The organism is Lacrimispora sp. (genome assembly GCF_031982545.1).
GTDB lineage: Bacteria > Bacillota > Clostridia > Lachnospirales > Lachnospiraceae > Lacrimispora.
Window position 1 is genome coordinate 152,662 of the sequence record NZ_DALYXB010000004.1, and the last position, 20,221, is coordinate 172,882.

The 20,221-nt window shown below is 40.7% G+C and carries 19 protein-coding genes; 4 read left to right on the plus strand and 15 right to left on the minus strand.

Annotated features, from left to right (window positions below):
* Positions 1-103: 103 nt before the first annotated feature.
* The 10 genes from ABS301_RS08350 to ABS301_RS08395 all read right to left on the minus strand — a co-directional run bounded on the left by ABS301_RS08350 (position 104) and on the right by ABS301_RS08395 (position 8,168).
* Entirely contained in the window at positions 104-1,279 is a 1,176-nt protein-coding gene (locus ABS301_RS08350) for a tyrosine-type recombinase/integrase (protein ID WP_349671783.1), read from the minus strand.
* A 232-nt stretch (positions 1,280-1,511) separates the two neighbouring features.
* Positions 1,512-2,738: an MFS transporter gene (locus ABS301_RS08355; protein ID WP_349671784.1), complete on the minus strand. Its 1,227-nt coding sequence runs from the start codon at positions 2,736-2,738 to the stop codon at positions 1,512-1,514.
* Complete coding sequence (locus tag ABS301_RS08360) at positions 2,731-3,306, minus strand: ArsR/SmtB family transcription factor (RefSeq protein WP_349671785.1); 576 nt, start codon at positions 3,304-3,306, stop codon at positions 2,731-2,733. The genes ABS301_RS08355 and ABS301_RS08360 overlap by 8 nt, the downstream gene beginning before the upstream one ends.
* 93 nt (positions 3,307-3,399) lie before the next feature.
* Positions 3,400-4,545, minus strand: a complete 1,146-nt coding sequence (locus ABS301_RS08365; RefSeq protein WP_349671786.1) for a GGDEF domain-containing protein — start codon at positions 4,543-4,545, stop codon at positions 3,400-3,402.
* 191 nt (positions 4,546-4,736) lie between these two features.
* A complete protein-coding gene (locus ABS301_RS08370) occupies positions 4,737-4,943 on the minus strand; it encodes a hypothetical protein (RefSeq protein WP_349671787.1) in 207 nt (68 codons plus the stop codon).
* Between the two features lie 14 nt (positions 4,944-4,957).
* The gene (locus tag ABS301_RS08375) at positions 4,958-5,884 is read right to left on the minus strand and encodes an AEC family transporter (RefSeq protein WP_349671788.1); all 927 of its coding nucleotides are present in this window, start codon (positions 5,882-5,884) and stop codon (positions 4,958-4,960) included.
* 53 nt (positions 5,885-5,937) lie between these two features.
* A complete protein-coding gene (locus ABS301_RS08380) occupies positions 5,938-6,240 on the minus strand; it encodes a PTS sugar transporter subunit IIB (protein ID WP_349671789.1) in 303 nt (100 codons plus the stop codon).
* Between the two features lie 32 nt (positions 6,241-6,272).
* Positions 6,273-6,572, minus strand: a complete 300-nt coding sequence (locus ABS301_RS08385; RefSeq protein ID WP_349671790.1) for a PTS sugar transporter subunit IIA — start codon at positions 6,570-6,572, stop codon at positions 6,273-6,275.
* Between the two features lie 20 nt (positions 6,573-6,592).
* Positions 6,593-6,799, minus strand: a complete 207-nt coding sequence (locus ABS301_RS08390; protein WP_349669079.1) for a hypothetical protein — start codon at positions 6,797-6,799, stop codon at positions 6,593-6,595.
* A 58-nt stretch (positions 6,800-6,857) separates the two neighbouring features.
* Entirely contained in the window at positions 6,858-8,168 is a 1,311-nt protein-coding gene (locus ABS301_RS08395; RefSeq protein WP_349671791.1) for a PTS sugar transporter subunit IIC, read from the minus strand.
* 314 nt (positions 8,169-8,482) lie between these two features.
* Between ABS301_RS08395 and ABS301_RS08400 the strand changes: the two genes are divergently transcribed.
* Positions 8,483-9,970 carry a glycoside hydrolase family 1 protein gene (locus tag ABS301_RS08400; protein WP_349671792.1) on the plus strand — a complete coding sequence of 496 codons (1,488 nt, stop codon included), beginning with the start codon at positions 8,483-8,485 and terminating at the stop codon, positions 9,968-9,970.
* Positions 9,971-10,589: 619 nt separating this feature from the next.
* On the opposite strand, the gene ABS301_RS08405 is transcribed toward ABS301_RS08400, so the two are convergent.
* A complete protein-coding gene (locus tag ABS301_RS08405; RefSeq protein WP_349671793.1) occupies positions 10,590-12,497 on the minus strand; it encodes a BglG family transcription antiterminator in 1,908 nt (635 codons plus the stop codon).
* A 260-nt stretch (positions 12,498-12,757) separates the two neighbouring features.
* On the opposite strand from ABS301_RS08405, the gene ABS301_RS08410 reads away from it, so the two are divergent.
* Positions 12,758-13,360: a hypothetical protein gene (locus ABS301_RS08410; RefSeq protein ID WP_349671794.1), complete on the plus strand. Its 603-nt coding sequence runs from the start codon at positions 12,758-12,760 to the stop codon at positions 13,358-13,360.
* Positions 13,361-13,436: 76 nt separating this feature from the next.
* On the opposite strand, the gene ABS301_RS08415 is transcribed toward ABS301_RS08410, so the two are convergent.
* A complete protein-coding gene (locus ABS301_RS08415) occupies positions 13,437-14,261 on the minus strand; it encodes a YitT family protein (protein WP_349671795.1) in 825 nt (274 codons plus the stop codon).
* A 261-nt stretch (positions 14,262-14,522) separates the two neighbouring features.
* A complete protein-coding gene (hydE, locus tag ABS301_RS08420; RefSeq protein ID WP_349671796.1) occupies positions 14,523-15,563 on the minus strand; it encodes a [FeFe] hydrogenase H-cluster radical SAM maturase HydE in 1,041 nt (346 codons plus the stop codon).
* A 302-nt stretch (positions 15,564-15,865) separates the two neighbouring features.
* Here hydE and ABS301_RS08425 point away from each other — a divergent pair, with 302 nt between their 5' ends.
* On the plus strand, positions 15,866-18,004 hold the full coding sequence (locus ABS301_RS08425) for a glycoside hydrolase family 88/105 protein (RefSeq protein ID WP_349671797.1): 2,139 nt from the start codon (positions 15,866-15,868) through the stop codon (positions 18,002-18,004).
* A 34-nt stretch (positions 18,005-18,038) separates the two neighbouring features.
* Here ABS301_RS08425 and ABS301_RS08430 read toward each other — a convergent pair whose 3' ends face one another.
* Positions 18,039-18,665, minus strand: coding sequence for a TetR/AcrR family transcriptional regulator (locus ABS301_RS08430; RefSeq protein ID WP_349671798.1), 627 nt, complete (start codon positions 18,663-18,665; stop codon positions 18,039-18,041).
* A gap of 143 nt (positions 18,666-18,808) precedes the next feature.
* Between ABS301_RS08430 and ABS301_RS08435 the strand changes: the two genes are divergently transcribed.
* Positions 18,809-19,279, plus strand: coding sequence for a DUF6790 family protein (locus ABS301_RS08435; protein ID WP_349671799.1), 471 nt, complete (start codon positions 18,809-18,811; stop codon positions 19,277-19,279).
* 75 nt (positions 19,280-19,354) lie between these two features.
* Here the strand turns inward: ABS301_RS08435 and ABS301_RS08440 are convergent, their stop codons facing one another.
* Positions 19,355-20,212, minus strand: coding sequence for a metallophosphoesterase family protein (locus ABS301_RS08440; protein ID WP_349671800.1), 858 nt, complete (start codon positions 20,210-20,212; stop codon positions 19,355-19,357).
* Between the last annotated feature and the right edge of the window lie 9 nt (positions 20,213-20,221).

Below are 20,221 nucleotides of genomic sequence, written 5' to 3' on the forward strand. Positions count from 1 at the left end.
CAATATTATATAACAACATGTAGATATTTGTCAATTGTGACAGAAAAAGGGGGGATGTTCATTTAATTTGTAACCGAATATTAGAAAATATATATGTTACAACCTACCTGGCATACGAATCTTCCATAATTACATAATTATTTTTTATTAACGGTCCGCTCAAATCAGCATTCAGTTGATACATATCATTAAATTTTTCAATCGCAGCCTTTTTTTGTTCCATCAGAGAGTGGGCATAGACATTTAAGGTAATGGATACACTGGAATGTCCAAGAAGCTCGCTGATTGTCTTAATATCCACTCCCAGCTCCAGTGCCCGGGTAGCAAAGGTATGGCGGATGGCATGAAATTTCCGGTCCTTGACGTGAGCTTCTTTTAAAAGCCGTTTATACAGCTTTTGAAAACACCTGGGGTCAAAAGGTACGTTTGTCTCTGTAAATATATAATGATCCTGATTTCTGCTTTTATATGTAGACAGTACTGGCATATTAAGTAAAAACTGGGGAAGAGGAATCCTTCTCATGGATTTACGGCTTTTTGGCGCCCCAACAAACAGTGCGGTCTTGTGTTCCTCCTCTTCAAAATGGCGGATTCGGGATACGGTCCTGCTGATGGATAAAGTTCCTGTTTCCATATCAATATCCCCCCATTTTAATGCGCATAGTTCTCCAAGGCGGATACCGGTATAAAAACAAAGAAGAATCCCCATGGCTCTCCTGTCATTGTAATGAAAAGCTACCTGTTCAATCAGACGCTGCTCTTTCATGGAGAAAACCTCAACTTCTTTATCATCTGGCTTTGGATATTTAATTAAATCCATAACTACAAAGCAATCAGCGGAACCTTTTAATATCTCCTTGACTGCAATCTTAAAAATAGTGAGATTCTTCTTTTTAGATGAATCTGCAAGTTCCTCATTTTCATACATCTCCTTTACAAACCGTGCAACAGATCCCGTGGTAATACGCTGGTCTTTCTCTTTTTCAAAAAATGGAATCACATACTTATATATGCAGCGGTAATAGCTTTCATAGGTTGAAGGCTTTACTCTTATAGAAACATCAAGGAGCCATTCCTCAAAAAGTGCAGCCCCTCCCTTTATCTCACCCGATCTTTTTTCTTTGGCAGACACCTGGTTTTCTTTATAATTTTTCATCTTTTCCTTAACGCCTTTATAGCTTTTGGAATAAAAATACTGATATTTCCCCGTTTGTTTTAATGTTCTTCCTTCCCATCTCCCATCTTTCCGTTTATAAATGTTTTCTCCTCTTCTTGGCATGGTAAAAACTCCTTTGCTTATAATATTTTATTATATGACGGTTTAATCTCTGGAAAATAATCCAATTATTTCCAAATTTTAAAAAGGGCCTTTTTAATGAATCAAAAAATGACGATCCAGCATAGCTCTGGGTCGCCATTTCTGATTCCGGTACCTTTTCTGGCATGAGAACCTGGTTATTCCGGAAATCCGTAAAAACAGCTTCTTTTCATTGCCTGTACCTTTATTTATATCAGGAGTTTTCAAATGATTCAATATCATATAAATTTATTTTCTTTTTTTGAGCCATTAAAAGCAAAGTAATTAAAAAGGTATACCCGATTAAAACTCCACCAGATGTAAGCCAGAGCCCTGTTACGTCAATGCGGCCCACCGTCAGGCTGCTGTAAACAGAACCGAACATGGAACCTGTCTGTAAGAGAAATGAGCCCACTGACAAAACACTGGCTCTCAAAGGACCTGGCGTATACTGATTGATTAAAGTATTTTCAGCCACACTGCCGGTACCAAGGAACAGATAAATACCTCCATATAAAATAACAAATATCCATGCCGATTGAAAAAGAGCCAGAATCAGTAAAGCGCTGCCCCCCAAAACACGGCTGATGCTGTAGATCCTCCACTGTCTTCCCGGATATTTTATGAGCAGCCTGCGGCAGAGAAAATTTCCTGCGGCCGCCAGAAAAAATCCCACAAAGGACAATACTCCCAGCATCCAGGTTCCCTGTGAGGAATCAGACAGTTTCAGATAAACCGGCTGCCAGTATGTCTCAATGGGAGTAATAAAAAATCCGGTGAACAGCATGCCTGCTAAAATAAACGGAAAATCCCGCTTGGAAAATACAGTAACAAATCCTTCCTTTAGATGTCTGGCAAGGTTGGGGCGCCTCGTTCCACTGCCAAATATCCGTTCTTCCTTTATTCCAAATATACAAAGTCCCATGGTTACTCCGGTTAATATAATGCGAAGCAGAATATTGGCTTGATAGGAATCTCCTAAACAGGAAAGAAAGCCTCCAAGTATACATCCCAAAGCCAGACCTGTCTGTTCCATAATAGCAAGGCGGGAGGTCACATCAGGCAGACATTCCTCTCCTCTTTTCGCCAATGCCTGATCTACAATTAAAGCATCCAGGCTTCCAGAAGAAAAAGCCCTGCTGATTCCATTCAGAATAAGACAGCAGAATAACCAGACCAGACTCTGTGAGAAAAAGAGCAGACCAACCGATAAAAGCTGGCAGACTCCGGATATGAGAAAAACAGTTTTTCTCCCATACAAATCGGCACAGATTCCGCTGGGCAGCTCAAAGCATAACACCGTAGCTGAATAACTGGCAATTAGCAGAGGAAGGGTTTTAAGGTCAGCGCCTTTTTTCAAAAGGATTAAATTCAGCACCGGCAGAAGAATTCCCAGGGAAGCATAGTTTAAAAAGATGATCAGCTGTTTTATCCTACTCATACAGATTTTCCTCCGCATTATAAAGAATAAAAGCATATTCCCACGGAGACTTCTCTTCAGAAGGGATCGCATGGGCATCCAGAAACTCCCTAATAAGCTTTAATAATTCATCCCCTTCTCCAGGTGTTAAGTGGACCACTCCGGTCATAATATCTCCCAAATTCCACCTTGATTCCAAATCCTCATTATTAAACTGCTCTATAAATTTTTTCTTCTGTGTTAAAAAGCCTTCATAGGTTCTTGCAATCTGCTCCTGAACCAGGACCTCTTTCTGGAGCTGAGTATCGTCGGGGTGGTCCAGGCCGATCCGGACATTGACATAAGTCGGACAATAATATCTGGCAGTAATTCCATTAATATTCTCTGTATGATCCAGCGTAATGACCCCAAGTGACTCCAGTTTTTTAATATGATGCTGAACACTGGAAGGGGAGATGTCCATCTTTTGTGAAAGCTGCTTTGGCGTCATGGGCAGTTTGGAACGCTCCAGTAACCGGAGGAGATTCTGCCTCACCGGGTTCATATAAATTTCCAGTTCCTTTTTGGTAGATAGTTTGATATGATCCATTTTTTTCTCCTTGTTTCTCTCATCGTTACACATATTGTAACATTTCACATTGTGTAATGTCAAGTCAAAAAAAACAGGGGACAGACCGAGCAGTCACTCTGCGATCTTCATCCCCTTTTCATATACTCTTACGGAGTTACGGAATTTTTTAGCATCATATAAGGCATAATCAGATAGAACAAAAAGCCTGGATGCATTCAGCGGACTGGAATATGCGGACAATCCAAAACTGGCAGTAAAGCGGATTTCTTTTTCTTCCTCTATCCGGATTTCTTCAGTCAGCCGTCTGATCTCCTCACACACCAGAACAGCTTCTTCCATTGATATATTGTGAAACAAAAGGCAGAATTCATCTCCGCCGTAACGATATGGTGTATAAGCACAGGAATGTTCCATCAATACCCTGGCAAACTCTATTAAGCATCTGTCCCCCATAAAGTGTCCGAACCGGTCATTGATACTTTTAAAATGATCAATATCAACAACAGCCAGTATATGATCTGCACAGGGCTTTTCAATCTCCATAACAGCCATTGCTTCATCAAGCGCTTTGCGGTTAAAAATCCCCGTCAGTTCGTCTACCTGAATGCTCTGCTTTAACAGGTGCCTTTCCAGGTCAGTTCTGATGCTGGCATCGTTTTTCTTTTGCTCAAACCGGATCACTACCATACTTGCAGCAGAAAAAGTAACCAGTATTACCATGGAAACAAGAAAGTTTCCCATGCTTAAGCCGCTGTCAAAAATTCCGACTTTATCGGAATCCCATTTGATGAATATCTCAGAAAATGAGACTGATACAATGCAGAATGTGGCTGTAATTCCCGTCAGTCTCTGATCCGCGTAAATAATCGTCATCATGATTGCCCCTGGAAAAATATAATAGGTGGCAGTAAAACCACTGTGAACGGTAAACAGCACAAATGAAATTAGAACCAGCATCAGAGATACACTATATATTTTCTGTTTCTGAGAAAATACTCCTGATTTCATAATCAGTGTTTCTGCCAGAATACAGATCAGATTAAGCCCGGAAGGAATCATGATATATTTTAGCACATAGCGCTGTGTGTTGGTATGAATCAGGCCCGATCGGGCAAAGACCACGCTCATCAGGCATTCTACAACCAGTGTGAAAATAACAATACTCACCGTCGTCTTATAATGCAGATTCAGCCAGTCGAAATCTATGGTCTGATATTGTTTCTCTATTTCTATATTGCGGATATCATCAGGTATCATGATGGAATCCACCTCCCGTCCATATCAAACTTTACCGGATTGCCAGATCACCTGCTTATTCTAGAATATTCTTAAGTTTTTATGCCGTGAACAATTAAAAGAAACAAAAATCAGTATAGCATAACAATAAAAAAAACGCACTTCATTTATACCGGTTACGATATAAATGAAGTACGGTCTTCATACTCCTCTTATTGAGCCTGAACGGAAAAATAAATAGCTGCCAGTTCCTTTTCCCCCTTCAGTTTCTTCTTTAATACCTCTGCTTTTTTCCCATCCTCTCCCTCCGGATTGTCAAAAAAAAGCTTCATACCTGATTTCTTTATAAAAATAAGTCCTTCATCCTCTGCATACTTCTGAAACGTCTCCTGTTTCAATGGTGCGTTGACTATAATCATTTGTATCCCCTTTATTATAAAATTCCGCTGGCTGCCGCCATAATAGCAGGTATGGTAATTAAGGACAGCGCTGTTGTAATGGCTAAAAGATTTGACGCGTACTGACTGTTTCTTTTATATTGGAGCGCAAACATGGTACCCATGGCTCCGCTTGGACAGGCTGCCGCAGTTAAAATCGTAATGGATATGTTTCTGTCCGCTCCTGCTGCCAGTAAAAGGAGCAGCGTCAGAGCTGGAACTATAATCAGCTTTGACAGGCTGACTATGTAGGTTCTTTTATTCTTTAATCCTCCCAGCAAATCACTTTGAGCCAGATTAATACCGGAAATCAGCATAGCTGCCGGTGTATTCATACCACTAATCAGCCCAACTGGTTCCCTGATTATTACAGGCAGCTTAATCCCTGTTAAAAACAGGGATACTCCCAGAATAATAGCTGCATTAGAGGGGTTCATCAGGCTTCTTACCGTCTTTTTCACGCTTTCTGATTTTCCGCTCATCAGCATAATTCCATGAGACCAGACAAATAAATTAAATACGGTCAGATAAGCCGTCATATAAAATACGCCTTCTCCGCCCAGTATTCCATCAATTAAAGGAATTCCGATAAAACCGCAATTGGAATAAACAATCGACATTCGTTCCACAGCCATATCAGCGCCTGTATTCTTTGAAACTGCAATCTTTGAAACTGCAATGGCAATCACAAAGCTTGCGAAAGACAATATGGCTGTAACTGCAAGACCATACAGACGCTCTTTGCCAAAATCAATCTGATAGGATAAAAGAATCACACAGGGAGAAATAATATTCAGCAGGACGCGGGTCAGCCTGCTGCCTGTCTCCTCATCGGCAATTCCCGCTTTATATGCGCCTGCACCGATTAGCAGAATGATAAACATTTCGATTATTTTAGTTGCTGTAATGTAAGCCAGATCCATGTTTCCCCTCTGTCAGCTGCCTGTTACTGCCTAAGTCTCCCTTATGTCTTAACTTAATCTCCAAGTGCCTTTTTTACCTGGGCAATCACTTTGGCTCCGTTCATGGTCCCATAAGCCTGCATATCGATACATTCAACGATTTTTCCAGGACATTCTTTTTCCACTTTTCCCTTGCCAAAACGAACCTGAGGTCCTAAGAGAATAATATCCGCATCCGGCCCTTTCTCTCTTGCGCTTGCCAGCGCATAGGCGTTAATCTGACATTCGTAATTTTCTTTTGCAGCTGCTTCTTTCATTTTATTTACTAAAAGGCTTGTTGACATGCCTGCGGCACAAAACAATACAATATTTCTCATATTAGCAACTTCCCTTCTTGGAATATTTTAACTTATTTTCTTAAAATATCAATCATTTCTTTGCATAAATCCATGACCGTCATGGCATTCATCAAATGATCCTGGGCATGAACCATTAAAAGCCCCACCTCCACTTTGTTGCCGTTTAATTCGTTCTGGATCATCTCTGTCTGTATCTCGTGAGCTTCCTTCAGTGTGGTGTCTGCCTCCTCCATGAGTTCATCTGCCTTCTTAAAGTCACCCACTTTGGCCGCACGAAGGGCTTCAATTGCTGTACTTCTGGCATTCCCTCCGTTTACTACAAGTTTCATAACAATCATTTCAATATCCATCTCTTTGCTGCCTCTCTCTCCTAACCAGTGATGATGAGTTTCACAAATGTAACCAGGGTGCAGATAACAATCATGGTCCACACCCATTTTTCCGGTCTGCGAAATTCAGACGAAGGACTCAAAACACGGTAAAGTCCGTAGGGCGGACAAAAGACAATCCACAGATAAGTAAAAATCCTTGATTTTGTAAATACATCCGTGACCTGAAGCTCCTGCTTTTCCTTCATGTTAAGATCTCCTCCTCTTTTTGTCAAACTCATAATCACCTCATTCTGTTTCATGCTGTTATTCTTCTGTTAAAACCTGCTGTTTGTTTGAAATCAGGACAAATGGGATATACACAACAAACGCCAGGAGGATACAGATAATCTGTGTTACTGCTGCTCCTATATTTCCGCCGGAGCAAAGAAACGCCATAAGTCCTGGAGGTGTGGTCCACGGTGCGTTTACCACCATTCTTCCGCAAAAACCTATCTTTGTCATGACATAGGCAAACGTAGCTGATACTGCCGGTGATATCATGAATGGAATGGCAAGCACCGGATTCATGACTATGGGAAGTCCGAAGGTCAGCGGCTCATTGATGTTAAACAGTGCACAGGGTAGCGCCAGCTTTGCAATCGCCTTATAATCTTCACGCTTGGAAAACAGCATAATGGCAATAATCAGACCCCCTGTAATTCCAGCTCCGGTAACCGTTGAAAAACAGGACATGAAGGGAGTGCTGATAATATTGGGAATTGCGGTTCCTGCTGCATATGCAGCCTCATTTTCTGCAAAGGCAGCAAGAAGAATCGGCTCGTATACTGCCTTTGTCACCTGAGTTCCGTGAATACCAAAGGTCCATAAAACAGTGGTGATGAAAATCAGTGTGATGTATCCAGGGAAGCTGGTTAAGATATTGGATAACGGCTTCTGGATAAATGCGGTAATTGCATTAAACAAGGTCATGCCCGTTGTCATTTCAAATATCATTCCCACAGCGGAAATAATAACCACGGTAATTAAAGATGGAAACAGGATTGTAAAGGATCTGGCTACATTTGATGGTACGGCGTCAGGCATATGGATTTCCAGTTTTCCGCTCTTCACCAGCCGGCAGTAAATTTCGGTAGCTGCTATGGAAGCAAACATTCCTACAAACAACCCCTGAGCATTGGTATAGACTCTGGAAAGAACATTGGTCACTACCACTTCGGTTCCGTCCGCCGCCTTTCCGCTTGCTGTAAAGGCACAGAGTGAGATATAAGCTCCCAGTGCCACAACCGGAAGTGCTTTATCCGTAATTCCGTAGTGTTCCCCCAGTTCCATTGCAATTAAGATTACACAGCCGATCGCGATAAAGTTCATGGTTCCGTAGTTGGCTGCTGTAAACATGGGATTTAATTTTCCAAGAAAGCTTAAACCCGGAATGTTTGCAAGACTGAAAAATCCTGGTGTTGTATTGCAGATAACATTGGAAAACAGTGTACAGAATGAGCCGATAATAATTATTGGCAGAAGGCTCATAAATGCATTCTTAATCGCTGCCAGATGTCTTTGTGTCTGCATTGCCCCTGCTGCAGACAGCATGCCGTTCATTAATTTGTCTTTCATCTTTTCCTCCATCTCCACCGTATAAACGGTATTTGCATTAAAACGTTTCGCATTCCCCCAAATTTTGTGCATTTCCTCCGTTTTACCATTTTTTCTCTGGTTTTTTATGCGTATTGACATGTTATCACAATTGCATTTTAAACTCCATGTTCAGTTTTTCCAATTTCATAATGGCATTTTCTTCTTCTCTCCAAGGGAAACAGACGCCACCACCAATTTGGAAAAAGTGTTCTTGGATATTGATTTTCAGCTCTGCTATAATGATTGCATAAAACACTGTAGCTAAAACAGCAAAGGAAGAGGGAGGGTATCATATGAATCACAAACAAACATTTCCGGAAGGCTTTCTCTGGGGAGGTGCAACCGCTGCCAACCAGGTTGAGGGAGGATGGAACGAAGGTGGGAAGGGGATTTCCGTATCTGACTGTGCCAGAGCACACTTTGATACAGATGTATCCAATTATAAAGCTCACAACGCAGTAACGTCAGAAGATATAGTAGCTGCACTTGCTGCCGATGACGAGGTATATTATCCCAAACGCCACGGATCGGATTTTTATCACCACTATAAAGAGGATATCAGGCTATTTGCAGAAATGGGCTTTAAGGTTTACCGCATGTCCATCGCCTGGTCACGTATCTTCCCAAATGGAGATGAAGAAACGCCCAATGAAAAAGGACTTAAATTCTATGATGATGTATTTGATGAGCTTCATAAATATGGGATCGAGCCTCTTGTGACCATGTCCCACTATGAACCGCCTTTAAATCTGGTATTAAACTATAAAGGCTGGTACTCCAGAGAGGTCATCGGCTTTTTCACACGATATGTAGAAACCATCTGTACCCGGTATAAGGATAAAGTAAAATACTGGCTGACCTTTAATGAAGTGGATTCCATGATCCGTCACCCCTATACGACTGGCGGATTAATCGAAGATCGTTTCCCAGGTCAGAACTTCGAAGAGGTAATCTTCCAGGCAATGCACCACCAGTTTGTGGCATCTGCTCATGCAACCAGGATCTATCATGAAATGATTCCCGGCTCTCTTGTCGGCTGCATGCTGACAAAGCTGACCTACTATCCCTACACCTGTAAGCCGGAAGATGTATTAAAGGCACAGCAGACCATGCGGGGAACCTATTGTTACAGCGATACCCAGGTGTTTGGAGAATACCCGGCTTACTTACTTTCCCGTTTTAAAAATAACGGGATCACCATACGCAAAGAAGACGGGGACGATGAAATCATGAAATCCTATCCTGTGGATTTTGTCTCCTTCTCCTATTATAATTCCTCCTGTGCGGCTGAAGATACTTCTAATTTGAATGTCACCTCAGGCAATACCATAAATGCCATTAAGAATCCTTACTTAAAGGCCTCTGACTGGGGTTGGCAGATTGATCCTACAGGGCTGCGGATTTCCATGGTGGATCTATATGACCGCTACCGTAAGCCGCTGTTTATTGTAGAGAACGGGCTTGGAGCTGCAGATGTGGTGAACGAAGATGGGACCATCGATGATCAGTACCGGATTGATTACTTAAGAGAACATATGAAGGCTATTTTAGATGCCATTGAAGAGGATGGGGTTGATTGTCTTGGTTATACTTCCTGGGGATGTATTGATCTGGTTTCCGAATCCACCAAGCAGATGTCGAAGCGTTATGGTTATATCTATGTGGACTGCGATGATTACGGTAAGGGGACTTATAATCGGATGAGGAAGAAATCTTTTTACTGGTATAAGAAAGTTATTGAGACGAATGGACTCAGTCTGTATTCAGATGAAGGGTTTTAATTAAGGACAATAATTGGTATAAAGGGATAACTCTGATTATAGAGCTGTCCCTTTATTATATTGCAATCGTTTATGGTACTTACCATTCTATAATAGTAAAAGTTACACATATACTAGTATTATTACATGTAAAATAATTTAAGATTTTACGTTATATAATATTAAATGATAGAGAGGTGATTTTAATGTATAATAAAAGAAATTAAACATTAGCTATTTATTATTTTTGATAAGGAAGTGGTTATCTATGAAAAATTCCAAAATATATTGGATTATCAGTATGGTAGTAATTATATTAAGTATTGTATCTTTATTACTTATGGTTATTGGAAAAAAGACTATAATAACTTGTTCATTTTTTATCTTTGTACTATTTTCCATGTTACTTGTTGGTAATATAGCATCGTACTTAACTACATATTGGTCTCAACGTAAACAGTTGAAAAAAAAGAACATAATTTATACTTGTATTTTTTTAATAATTAATATTCTGTCATTATTAATATATCTATATTTTATTACAATATCTTATCTTTTTAATTAGGAGGAAAATGAATATGAAGAAACTAACATTTCCGTGCACTTTATTTATATTATCCGTTATTTATATTTACTTCGCTTACATAGGATGAGCCTGTTCCATCTGAGTCATAGCCTTAATAAAAGCATCATAATCCTGCTTCTTCACCAATTCCTGAATCTGCTTCTGGCTTAACAGAAAAGACGCAGTCAGCTGATAAAAGTGCTGAAGTTCCACACTGGTATGATCCTTATCTGCAATACACACCAGGAAAATGGCCCGGATTTTCTGATCTCCCCACCCCACTGGTTCGTCTAAAATTCCCACGCAGACAAAGGTCTCACTGCTCATGGCTTTATAGGCATGAGGCATTGCCACCTGATTGCCGAAGGCTGTTTTAGCCATCCGCTCCCGCTGCAGCACCGACTCATAAAATTCTAGGGGCAGATTCTTCTTTTCAATCACAAACTGGCACATAAAGCGCAGTACCTCTGATTTTGTTTTAAACTTTAAATGAGGCAGAAATAAATCCCGTTCATAGTAATTCCGAACTGAGGAAGTCTTCTGATCACAAAGAACTTTCTTTACATTTACAATGTCTTCATCGCCCAGAAAATATTCCACCTCCAGAATAGGCAGGGGAACCGAAACGGTGATGGGGACAGTTGTAAAGATGTAGTCATATCTGGAAAAATCCATTTTGTATAAACTTCCCACGTCACAGGCAATGATCTCATCGATATAATCTTTGAACGAATTCTTATACTTATACTGTAAAAGCTGGGCACTTCCTCTGCCGGAAGAGCAGACTAGAATGACATTCTTTTTTTTGATTTCGGTTTTCCTGCGTTCCAGAGCAAGCGCAAAAGCAAATGCAAAGTATGCCACCTCATCCTCTGACAGAGATACTTTAAAGTGTTCATTCAGCACTGTGACCGCGTTGCACGCCATGGTATAGGACAGACAGAATTTTTCCTTTACATCCCGCAGCATTGGATTTTTCATGTCCATATCAAACCGTATGCGGACACTTAATGGGACTAAATGCTGGCTTAAGATCATTCTCAGTTCTAAATCACTGCGAAAGTCGAACTTAAACAAATCATAAACCCGCTCCAGCATGGCAGTTACCAGATCACTGATTTCCTGGGTAATAATCACATTTTCTTCTGCATTTTCTTCCTCTAAAAACATTTTTTTACCCGCCAGATGAATGGCGATGTAGACAATTTCATTTTCCGGGAAACTGATATGAAATCTCTCTTCCAGCTGTCTGACCACCGCCTGGGCTATCTGATATTCGTACCGCTCCTTGGGATTATCCAGAAGTCCTTCCGGCATGGGGACATAGTGGCATTCCATAATTCTGCTGATGGCGATGTAAAGGTGGACTACCAGATTCTGGTACGCCGCCCCGGTAATCATAAAATCTTTTTCCTTCAAAACTTGTGAGACAATGGCGGCAATCTCATCCATGCTTTCATTTCCCTTATGAAATCTCTTACCAGAAAAGGATGCAATACAAAGTCTGGTATCAAATTCTTTTCCTTCCAGGCAGATTCCATAATTAGGCTTGCGTATAACCCGAATATTAAATTTTTTTAAAAACTGTTCTACTTCTTTCAAATCTTCCGTCAGTGTCCGTTTGGAAATGTACAGGCTTTCACTTAATTTCTCCAACTTTACATAGGATCCGCTGTTAATTAGGTACTCCAGCAAATATTGGATCCGCTCCTCTGAGGTGGAGGGTAAGTATTCTTCCGATCCATGTGCATGATCCTTGCGGCAGTAAGCCTCATATTTTTCATTGTCCTGAATATTAAGGAAGTAACCAACTCCATATTTGGATACAATACCCGCCCCATGGGGTTCTATTTCCTGATTAATCTCCTTTAAGAGATTACGAACCGTTTTTGTCCCCGCATGAATTTCTTCTGCAAGCATATCTGCCGCATAGTAATCTCTGTCTGATAAAATATCCAAGATCTGCTTCATTCGCCTGTCCATATTTCTTCACCCCTGTCAATCACTATCGGTATTGTTCTATCCAGATCACTTTACATAACCAGATTTGTTTTGTTTGTTTTTCATCATTTATCCGTGTCGATTATTGTTTTTTTATGCATAATTACATATTAACATAAATCAACTTTTAACTGAATGAATCTTTTTTCCATTTTCAAAATGGTAATGTCTTCTTTTTTTAATGAAATAAATATTACTGTACGCATATAATGAAATAGAAACTTATTGTCAAGGGAGTCTTTATGATCGGAGAAAACGAGGACGCAAGAGGAATGATTACAATGAGCGGAAGTATTATGGAGGTACAGAACGCACTTGTGGAGGAGATGTATACTTCCAACAGCAGGACGGGATATCTCCTTATCTCTTATGCTGATCCTGGTGAAAACGATATGATAAACATTGAATTACTTCAATTAAATATTGGCTGGGAAACAATCCTCATTAATCAGTTCGGAGATAACATAAGTTTATGCAGCATTACAAAAGGAACCTATGTCAATGCAACTTTTTCCACTATGATGACAAGAAGCATTCCCCCCCAGTCAAACGCCTACCGGGTGATTGCCATGGTAAATGCCTTATCCTACAGTATAACAACAGACCGGATTCTGTTGGTTGATTCAAACAACAACTTTGTCTATACCGGGAATCCCAATGATGAAACAGATCAGATGCGTTTTGTTATTACCAGTGCTACAGAAATTATAGATGAGAATGGGAATCCACTGACTCTTGATGATCTTAAACCTGGGAAAATGGTTCGCATCAAGCATGCTAATTTTCAGACCGCAAGCATACCTCCCCAGACTACGGCATTCGTTATTGAACTGCTGTCTACTTAAAAAGAGAGCTGCCGGCAATTTTTTAATCCAAATCAACCAATGGAATGAAAAAACTGCCGGCAGCCCTTTATTTAATTTATTCTACATCAAATCCCCTGCCTATGATGTTGTTGCTTATGCTTGCACAGATAAAGCTGTCATCATGAAAGGACTTTACAAATTCTCTGATTGCAATTAACTCCTGCTGATTTACTACTGCCTGAATCAGCATCTTCTTTTTTACATTGGAGGTATCCATACCCTGAATAAAGGTGGCCCCCCTGTTTAAATCATTGCGGATAAACTGTGTAATCTCCAAATACTGATCTGACATAATACTAACATTATAATATTTCTCAAATCCGATGATCAGCTTATCCGTTACCACGCTCTGCACAAAGGTACAGATGAGGGAATAAACAATCATCGTCATATCTCCGTAGATAATCGAAGAGAAAATAACTACGGTATTAATAATTAAATAATAGGATCCGATTGATAAACCCTTTTTTTCTTTCAGATACAATGCCACAATGGATTCTGGTCCGTTGGCAACCCTCTGTTTCATAATAATACCGCCTGCGATTCCACCTACAACACCGCCGCTAATGGCTGCAGCGATAGGATCTGTGAGAAACTGCGGCAGAAACCGGTTAACGATACCCACATAAAAAGTAAACATAAAGTAACTGAATCCAGCATAAAAAATCTGTTCCTTACTATAGCTGAAAAATGCCCAGACGAATATGGGCAATGCCATAATAATCAAAAGCAGCTGTACATCGGCACCAGTCAGACGGTTAAATACCGTTGCCAGTCCCCCAAGTCCGGTAGCGACTAAATTGTTGGCATTTAGAATCTGGCAATATGCACATGCAGAGATAAACTGGCCTATTGCTATCCAAAAAAGCTTTTTCTTCATTGTTGCTCTCCTCATTCCAGTAGGTGATTTTATAGTTTTTGCGGTTTGTTTTAATGCCTTTTCACCGACACCTATTATATAGATTTCACTCCTGTTAAGCAACAACATTAATTTGTTAATTTTTTGACTATTTTCTCTTATTAAATGCTTACATCGATTTATTTTCCGAATATATCCTGTAAATACCCATCAATGTATCAAAACATCCCAACGCTATGGTGATATAAGTCCAGAAAATCAGCTCTTCCAGTTAAAAGTTTGTTAAAATTCTACAAAGTCTCCTCTTTTTTCTACCACGTTGTAACCAATAGAAGAAACACGGTTTCTCAGACAGACATTACACTCTGCCGCTTCTTCTCCCGTACAGATTTTATTATCATATAGCTCATACTTTTTTCTTACACCAATGGGAGATAAATTAGGCATTAAAACATTGGAGCCGGATAAAATTCCTTTCTCTCTTCCCTTGGGATCTATGGTTCCTAACGCAGTTGTAGCCGGAATTAAAGCATTGGGAAGCATGAGCCTGAGCATTCCAATGAGAAACAGGGTTAAATCCATGCTGCCAGCTGGAAAATCCTTAAACGGAGTTTCCTTATGTGGGATAAACGGGCCGATTCCAACCATCTGAGGAGATAATTCTTTTATAAAAGCAAGATCCTCTGCCAGACACTCAGGGGTCTGGTAAGGAGAACCCACCATAAATCCGGTTCCTACCTGATACCCGATTTTCTTTAAATTTCTTAAACATTCCTTCCTGTTTTCAAGAGAAAGGGACTCCGGGTGAAGCTTTTTATAATGTTCTTCATTGGCAGTTTCATGGCGCAAAAGGAATCGGTTGGCTCCAGCTTCGTAATACGCCTGATACTGATCGTAGCTTTTTTCCCCAATGGAAAGGGTAATGGCACAATCCGGATATCCTTCTCTCATATCTTTTATCATATCAATCATAATTTCATCGGTAAATGCCGGATCTTCTCCGCCCTGAAGAACAAAGGTCCGAAAACCCAGTTCATAGCCATTCTGACAGCAGGAAAGAATCTCCTCTTTGCTCAGTCGGTAACGGCTGACGTTTTTATTGCCCCTTCTGATTCCGCAGTAATAACAATCATTTTTACAGTAATTGGTAAATTCGATCAATCCTCTGATGTAAACTTCCTTTTGAAAATGTTCCTGGCTGGTTGTCTGCGCCAGGGAAAAAAGATATTCACTGGTATCTTTATCAAAATTTTCTATTAAATAAATGAACTCTTCTTTTTCCAGGTTGTGATTCTTATATAATTTATCAATCAGTTCTCTCATATGCCTCTGCTCCTTCTCCTGAAACGGCTACGCATATCCGTGCCTTATGTGTTTATTCTAACATGTTTCCCCTTACCTGCAAAAATGAATTTTCTGGCAGTGCCATGTACATTCATAGTATATAGGTATGTTTATACTATCATTTTCCTGGGGTTTGGGGAAGTGGGTTTTATCTTCTTGACGAAAAACCATACATTCGCTACAATTATACCATAAATGGACGTGTTTTTCTGTAGGTTTTCACAAAAAACCATTCATTTTGGCTCCTATCACTCTCAAATTAATACTTAAGGAGACCATCTATGAAATATTTTAATGAGGAAGACAGTGCTTACGCAGTTTATGGGGACAGGGACAAAGATGTAATTGCACTGCTTGCCAACCGCTTCATCGGGGAAAATCCCCAGGTACCTTATCAGTACCGGCTGGATTTTACAACCGGTATCTTATGTGACACAAAGGGATGGTATTTGTTTGATTTTAACAATCGATTTCCCAATGCGCAGATCGGTGATATCTGCTATGGTGCAGGTGACCTTTACAGCCACGAAAAGACTCCTTCCCGCTTTGAGGTTCGCTGTCAGGGCCCCGTTGTATGTTATGTAAACGGGGAAGAGGTATACCAATCCCAGCCTGGAGATGAGAGTTTTAAGACCTCTGCTTTTTTCTCCATTACTCTTTTAGCAGGTCTTAACCATTTTGTTCTGGTGACAGAAAAAACAGAAATCGGCTTTGGCTTTACTCTGCGGAATGCGAAGCCACAATGGGAACCACCTCATTTTCTCTCACCCATACCAGAGCGAAAGGGGCAGGCAGGCTTTGTTTACAGCGAACCGGTTCAGTGGAATACGGATGGTTTAAAGTCCATACTTTCCGGCTGCTATGATAATATTGCCTGGTTTCCACACAATGAGTATGATAAGGCGCAGTCAGACTGCCCAATCACACGGATCTTTGGCTCCTTGAGCCAGGGAACCGCTGTTTTAAAAAGTGGATTTGTTCTTGATAAAGCAAAGACAGTCCATGTCGCAGGTAAAAGCAAGTCCCAGACCAGTCTTTTCATTGACGGTGAGTTAAGGGGAGAGTGGCAAAACGGAACCTGGGAATCAGAAATCATGCTTCAGGGAGGCTCACATAACGTCCTTATATTGTGTGAAAAAAAGGCTGGTGAAGAGACTGGAGTAGATCTTCAGCTGGAGACTGACGACAGTGCCATCCCTCTGAATGCAGAAGTGAAAGGGTACGAAGGCTCATGGCTTTATACCGGTATGTTTGGTGATCATATTCCGCCTGTCCCAGACCTTTTGTCTATGGAAAAGGTTTACGGCGGAATAAACGGTACGTGCTATTGGAAGGCTGATCTGCCGGATTCATTTGTTAGAATGTTTGCAGAAGAAGAATTATACGGAAAATGGACTTATCCCTGTGGAGTTACCTTATATGGTCTGTTAACTGCCAGCCGTTATTTTAACCGCACTGACTGGCAGGAATATGCTTTGGAATATGCCCGTATGACGGCTGCAGTCTATGATTATTCCGTATATGACAAATCAGTTTTTGGCTATCCTGGAGTTAATACACAGCTTTGCTGGCTAAGCGAGCTGGACGACTGTGGATCTTTTGGTTCCTTTCTGTTAGAAGCGTACAAATACCGGCCTGCCAGAGAGGCTGAAAAACTTGCTGATGTAATTGCTGATTTTATGAGAAACCATCAGAGAAGAGAACAGGACATGGTTTTTTCCAGAAATAACAATACCATGTGGATTGATGATATGTATATGAGTATCCCCTTCTTATGCCGGTACTATCAGCTCAGCGGAGACTCTGCATATCTGGATGATGCGTGCCGCCAGGCAAAGCTTTTTAAACAGTACTTTTTCATGATGGATAAAATGCTGATGTCCCATATCATTGATTTAAATTACGGTAAGATGAACCGGATTCCATGGAGCAGAGGAAACGGCTGGGTAGTTCTTTCCCTTTCCGAACTTCTTCTTATCCTGCCAAAGGAACATCCGGATTACGATGCCGTCACTTCCTTCTTTCTTGAAATGGCAGAAGGCATATTGCAGGTACAGGATGAAACAGGTATGTGGCATCAGATTCTTGATGATTCCACTACCTATGAGGAGGCATCTTCCACCTCCATGTTCATCTGCGCCTTTTCCAGAGGTATTCGGCTTGGTATTATAACAGATACTCTGCGAAACCGGTGCATTGCTTCCATAGCAAAGGCATGGACTGGTATGAAAGAAACAGTAATTAACCGGAAGGGCGACTTATATGGTGTCTGCCGTGGATCTGACTGTTCTTACAGCCGGTCGTATTACCGCCAGCTGGGGTGGCGCTTTAACGATCCTCACGGAATTGGTATTGCAGTGCTTGCGGGAGTGGAGAAACTTCTGCTGGACGAATTCCTACAGAATCCTGCTCTCTCTTAATCGATCAGGGCGCTCCTTTTGGAACGCCCTGTTCTCAAATACTGTCTTGTTTAATCAGATACTGATGAATGGCATCAACGCCTTCCTTTATAATTCTGGAATCATCAACTGGATTATCCTGAAAAACAATCTGATCTACTAAGGAGCTCATTATATTAACCACCACAATGGAAGCCGCCTCTAAATCCTTTACTCTCAGCATATCATAAAAGGCTTTTAAATAGTCCAGTGTCATTTGGCGGACTGTCTCCTGCTGCTTTTCCATAACTGCACTCACCTCTGACATGGAATGACTGAGGATTTTTAATTCTTTGTTGAATTCTTTTGATGCTCTGTGACTTTTTATCATTTCTTCCATAAATCCCGTAATCCAGAGCCGGGGATTTTCCCGGTATGATTCTAACTGAACATTCATAGATTCATGTACTTTTAAAAACGATTCATTATAACGATCCAATATTTCTACCAGTATCATATCTTTATCCCGATAATAAAAATAAAGACTTCCGATAGAGACCTCCGCCACTTTGGCAATTTCGTTGGTTGTGGTCTTAAAATAACCTTTCTCACAAAAAAGCTGATAAGCCACATTTCTTATTTTTTCTTTTGTCTTAATACTGCGGGTCTGTTTTGGCTGCCGCGTTGCCTGATTCGATTTCATATTAACGCCTCCCCATGTTGAATATATAGAACCATGATCTGTTTGTCAATAAATATTGAGCAATTATTCAAATTTAATTGACTTATTATGATCAGGGAGTATAATTTGAGTAAATGCTCAAATTATTAACAGGAGGTACTATTATGATTTTTTTAGTTATCTGGATTCTGGGACTATTAGTTGGATTTATTACGGCAGTTATAAACCCGGCAATGCACACATTTTCTTCATTCTGCCAGAATCTGTTGTTTTACCAGCTTACAATTACGCTTACACTTTCCGGTGCTGTCAGCTTTATGGGCCATGTATTTCGGTCTGACATGGTAGCTGAGTCAATTGGCTGGGGCAAGGGAAGCCCCTTTCAGAAGGAACTGGGATTTGCAGAAGCAGGATTTGCTCTGGCTGGACTATTCTGTATTTTTTATCAACGGGAATTCTGGTTGGCTGCAATCGTGCTGGCATCTCCTTTATATCTGCTGGCTGGGATCAACCATATCTGGGAAGTTGTTAAAAAAAAGAACTATGCGCCACATAATACATGGACTATTCTGCCGGATCTGCTAATGCCAATATCATGGATACTTTTGTTTGTATTTTCAGCTCCTAAAATGTAATAGACGCTAAAATAAAGAAGATATCTTTCGCTGCTAACCTGCTGCCAAAGATATCTCCTTTATTTTATATACTACTCATAAACCCAATTCAGCTGCTGCATCTTCCCAATAGGTTTCAGGAAGCATGGACCAGATACCACTTCCTCCGTCGTTCTCCCATTTTTTAAGTGCAGTCGTAAGGCAAAGCATTGACTGATCAATTCCCGTTATCAGTGTTTTCTCAACAATCCTCGTCCAGATCCTCGCCTTTTCATTTAAATGGCTTTCATATAGTTCCCTTACCGCCAGAGATTTATCGTAATCCAACTGAACCAGCTCCGGTTTCCATATTCCCTTATCTCCGTGAAGAATACAAAACTGCGCATCTCCCCCATAGTCCCACGGAACACCTACCGACCCCGTATTGACGTGAGTCTTCCCTTTATATTGGAAGATTCCCTGCCTATGAGTGTGTCCGCAGATAATAAGATCTGAATCCAAATGGTTAAGCACTTCCTTTGCGCTTTCACTTCCCAGGTGGAACACACCCCTGGTATTTTCTAACGTTCCATGGCAGTAATAAAAATCAGAATAACCTTCTGTCTTCATTCTTCCTGACAGATCCATACTTTCAAAAAATTCCAGATCTGCTTTTGTAAGATGATCGTAGGTATATAAAAGACTTCCGGAAGCAGAAGATGGAGAAACCCAGCCATCTTCTGCCCCGTTTTTATGGTTTAATAAATAGTCCTCCCGGTTCCCCCGTATAAAAGTACAGGGATACCGGTCTCTGATATGGTACAAAAGCTCCATTGTCTTTTCCGGGTATGCACAGTCACTGACATAGTCTCCCAGAAACAGAAACTGATTCACCCCTCTTTTTACTGCTTCCACGTAGCATGCATGAAACCCATGATAATTACTGTGAATATCGGAAAATACCCCTAATTTCATCTGCCTCCT

Excerpts from the sequence above, each read along its gene's own strand:
- ABS301_RS08350 (WP_349671783.1), bottom strand. The coding sequence starts at position 1,279 with ATGCCAAGAAGAGGAGAAAACATTTATAAACGGAAAGATGGGAGATGG.
- ABS301_RS08355 (WP_349671784.1), bottom strand. The coding sequence starts at position 2,738 with ATGAGTAGGATAAAACAGCTGATCATCTTTTTAAACTATGCTTCCCTG.
- ABS301_RS08360 (WP_349671785.1), bottom strand. The coding sequence starts at position 3,306 with ATGGATCATATCAAACTATCTACCAAAAAGGAACTGGAAATTTATATG.
- ABS301_RS08365 (WP_349671786.1), bottom strand. The coding sequence starts at position 4,545 with ATGATACCTGATGATATCCGCAATATAGAAATAGAGAAACAATATCAG.
- ABS301_RS08370 (WP_349671787.1), bottom strand. The coding sequence starts at position 4,943 with ATGATTATAGTCAACGCACCATTGAAACAGGAGACGTTTCAGAAGTAT.
- ABS301_RS08375 (WP_349671788.1), bottom strand. The coding sequence starts at position 5,884 with ATGGATCTGGCTTACATTACAGCAACTAAAATAATCGAAATGTTTATC.
- ABS301_RS08380 (WP_349671789.1), bottom strand. The coding sequence starts at position 6,240 with ATGAGAAATATTGTATTGTTTTGTGCCGCAGGCATGTCAACAAGCCTT.
- ABS301_RS08385 (WP_349671790.1), bottom strand. The coding sequence starts at position 6,572 with ATGGATATTGAAATGATTGTTATGAAACTTGTAGTAAACGGAGGGAAT.
- ABS301_RS08390 (WP_349669079.1), bottom strand. The coding sequence starts at position 6,799 with ATGAAGGAAAAGCAGGAGCTTCAGGTCACGGATGTATTTACAAAATCA.
- ABS301_RS08395 (WP_349671791.1), bottom strand. The coding sequence starts at position 8,168 with ATGAAAGACAAATTAATGAACGGCATGCTGTCTGCAGCAGGGGCAATG.
- ABS301_RS08400 (WP_349671792.1), top strand. The coding sequence starts at position 8,483 with ATGAATCACAAACAAACATTTCCGGAAGGCTTTCTCTGGGGAGGTGCA.
- ABS301_RS08405 (WP_349671793.1), bottom strand. The coding sequence starts at position 12,497 with ATGGACAGGCGAATGAAGCAGATCTTGGATATTTTATCAGACAGAGAT.
- ABS301_RS08410 (WP_349671794.1), top strand. The coding sequence starts at position 12,758 with ATGATCGGAGAAAACGAGGACGCAAGAGGAATGATTACAATGAGCGGA.
- ABS301_RS08415 (WP_349671795.1), bottom strand. The coding sequence starts at position 14,261 with ATGAAGAAAAAGCTTTTTTGGATAGCAATAGGCCAGTTTATCTCTGCA.
- hydE (WP_349671796.1), bottom strand. The coding sequence starts at position 15,563 with ATGAGAGAACTGATTGATAAATTATATAAGAATCACAACCTGGAAAAA.
- ABS301_RS08425 (WP_349671797.1), top strand. The coding sequence starts at position 15,866 with ATGAAATATTTTAATGAGGAAGACAGTGCTTACGCAGTTTATGGGGAC.
- ABS301_RS08430 (WP_349671798.1), bottom strand. The coding sequence starts at position 18,665 with ATGAAATCGAATCAGGCAACGCGGCAGCCAAAACAGACCCGCAGTATT.
- ABS301_RS08435 (WP_349671799.1), top strand. The coding sequence starts at position 18,809 with ATGATTTTTTTAGTTATCTGGATTCTGGGACTATTAGTTGGATTTATT.
- ABS301_RS08440 (WP_349671800.1), bottom strand. The coding sequence starts at position 20,212 with ATGAAATTAGGGGTATTTTCCGATATTCACAGTAATTATCATGGGTTT.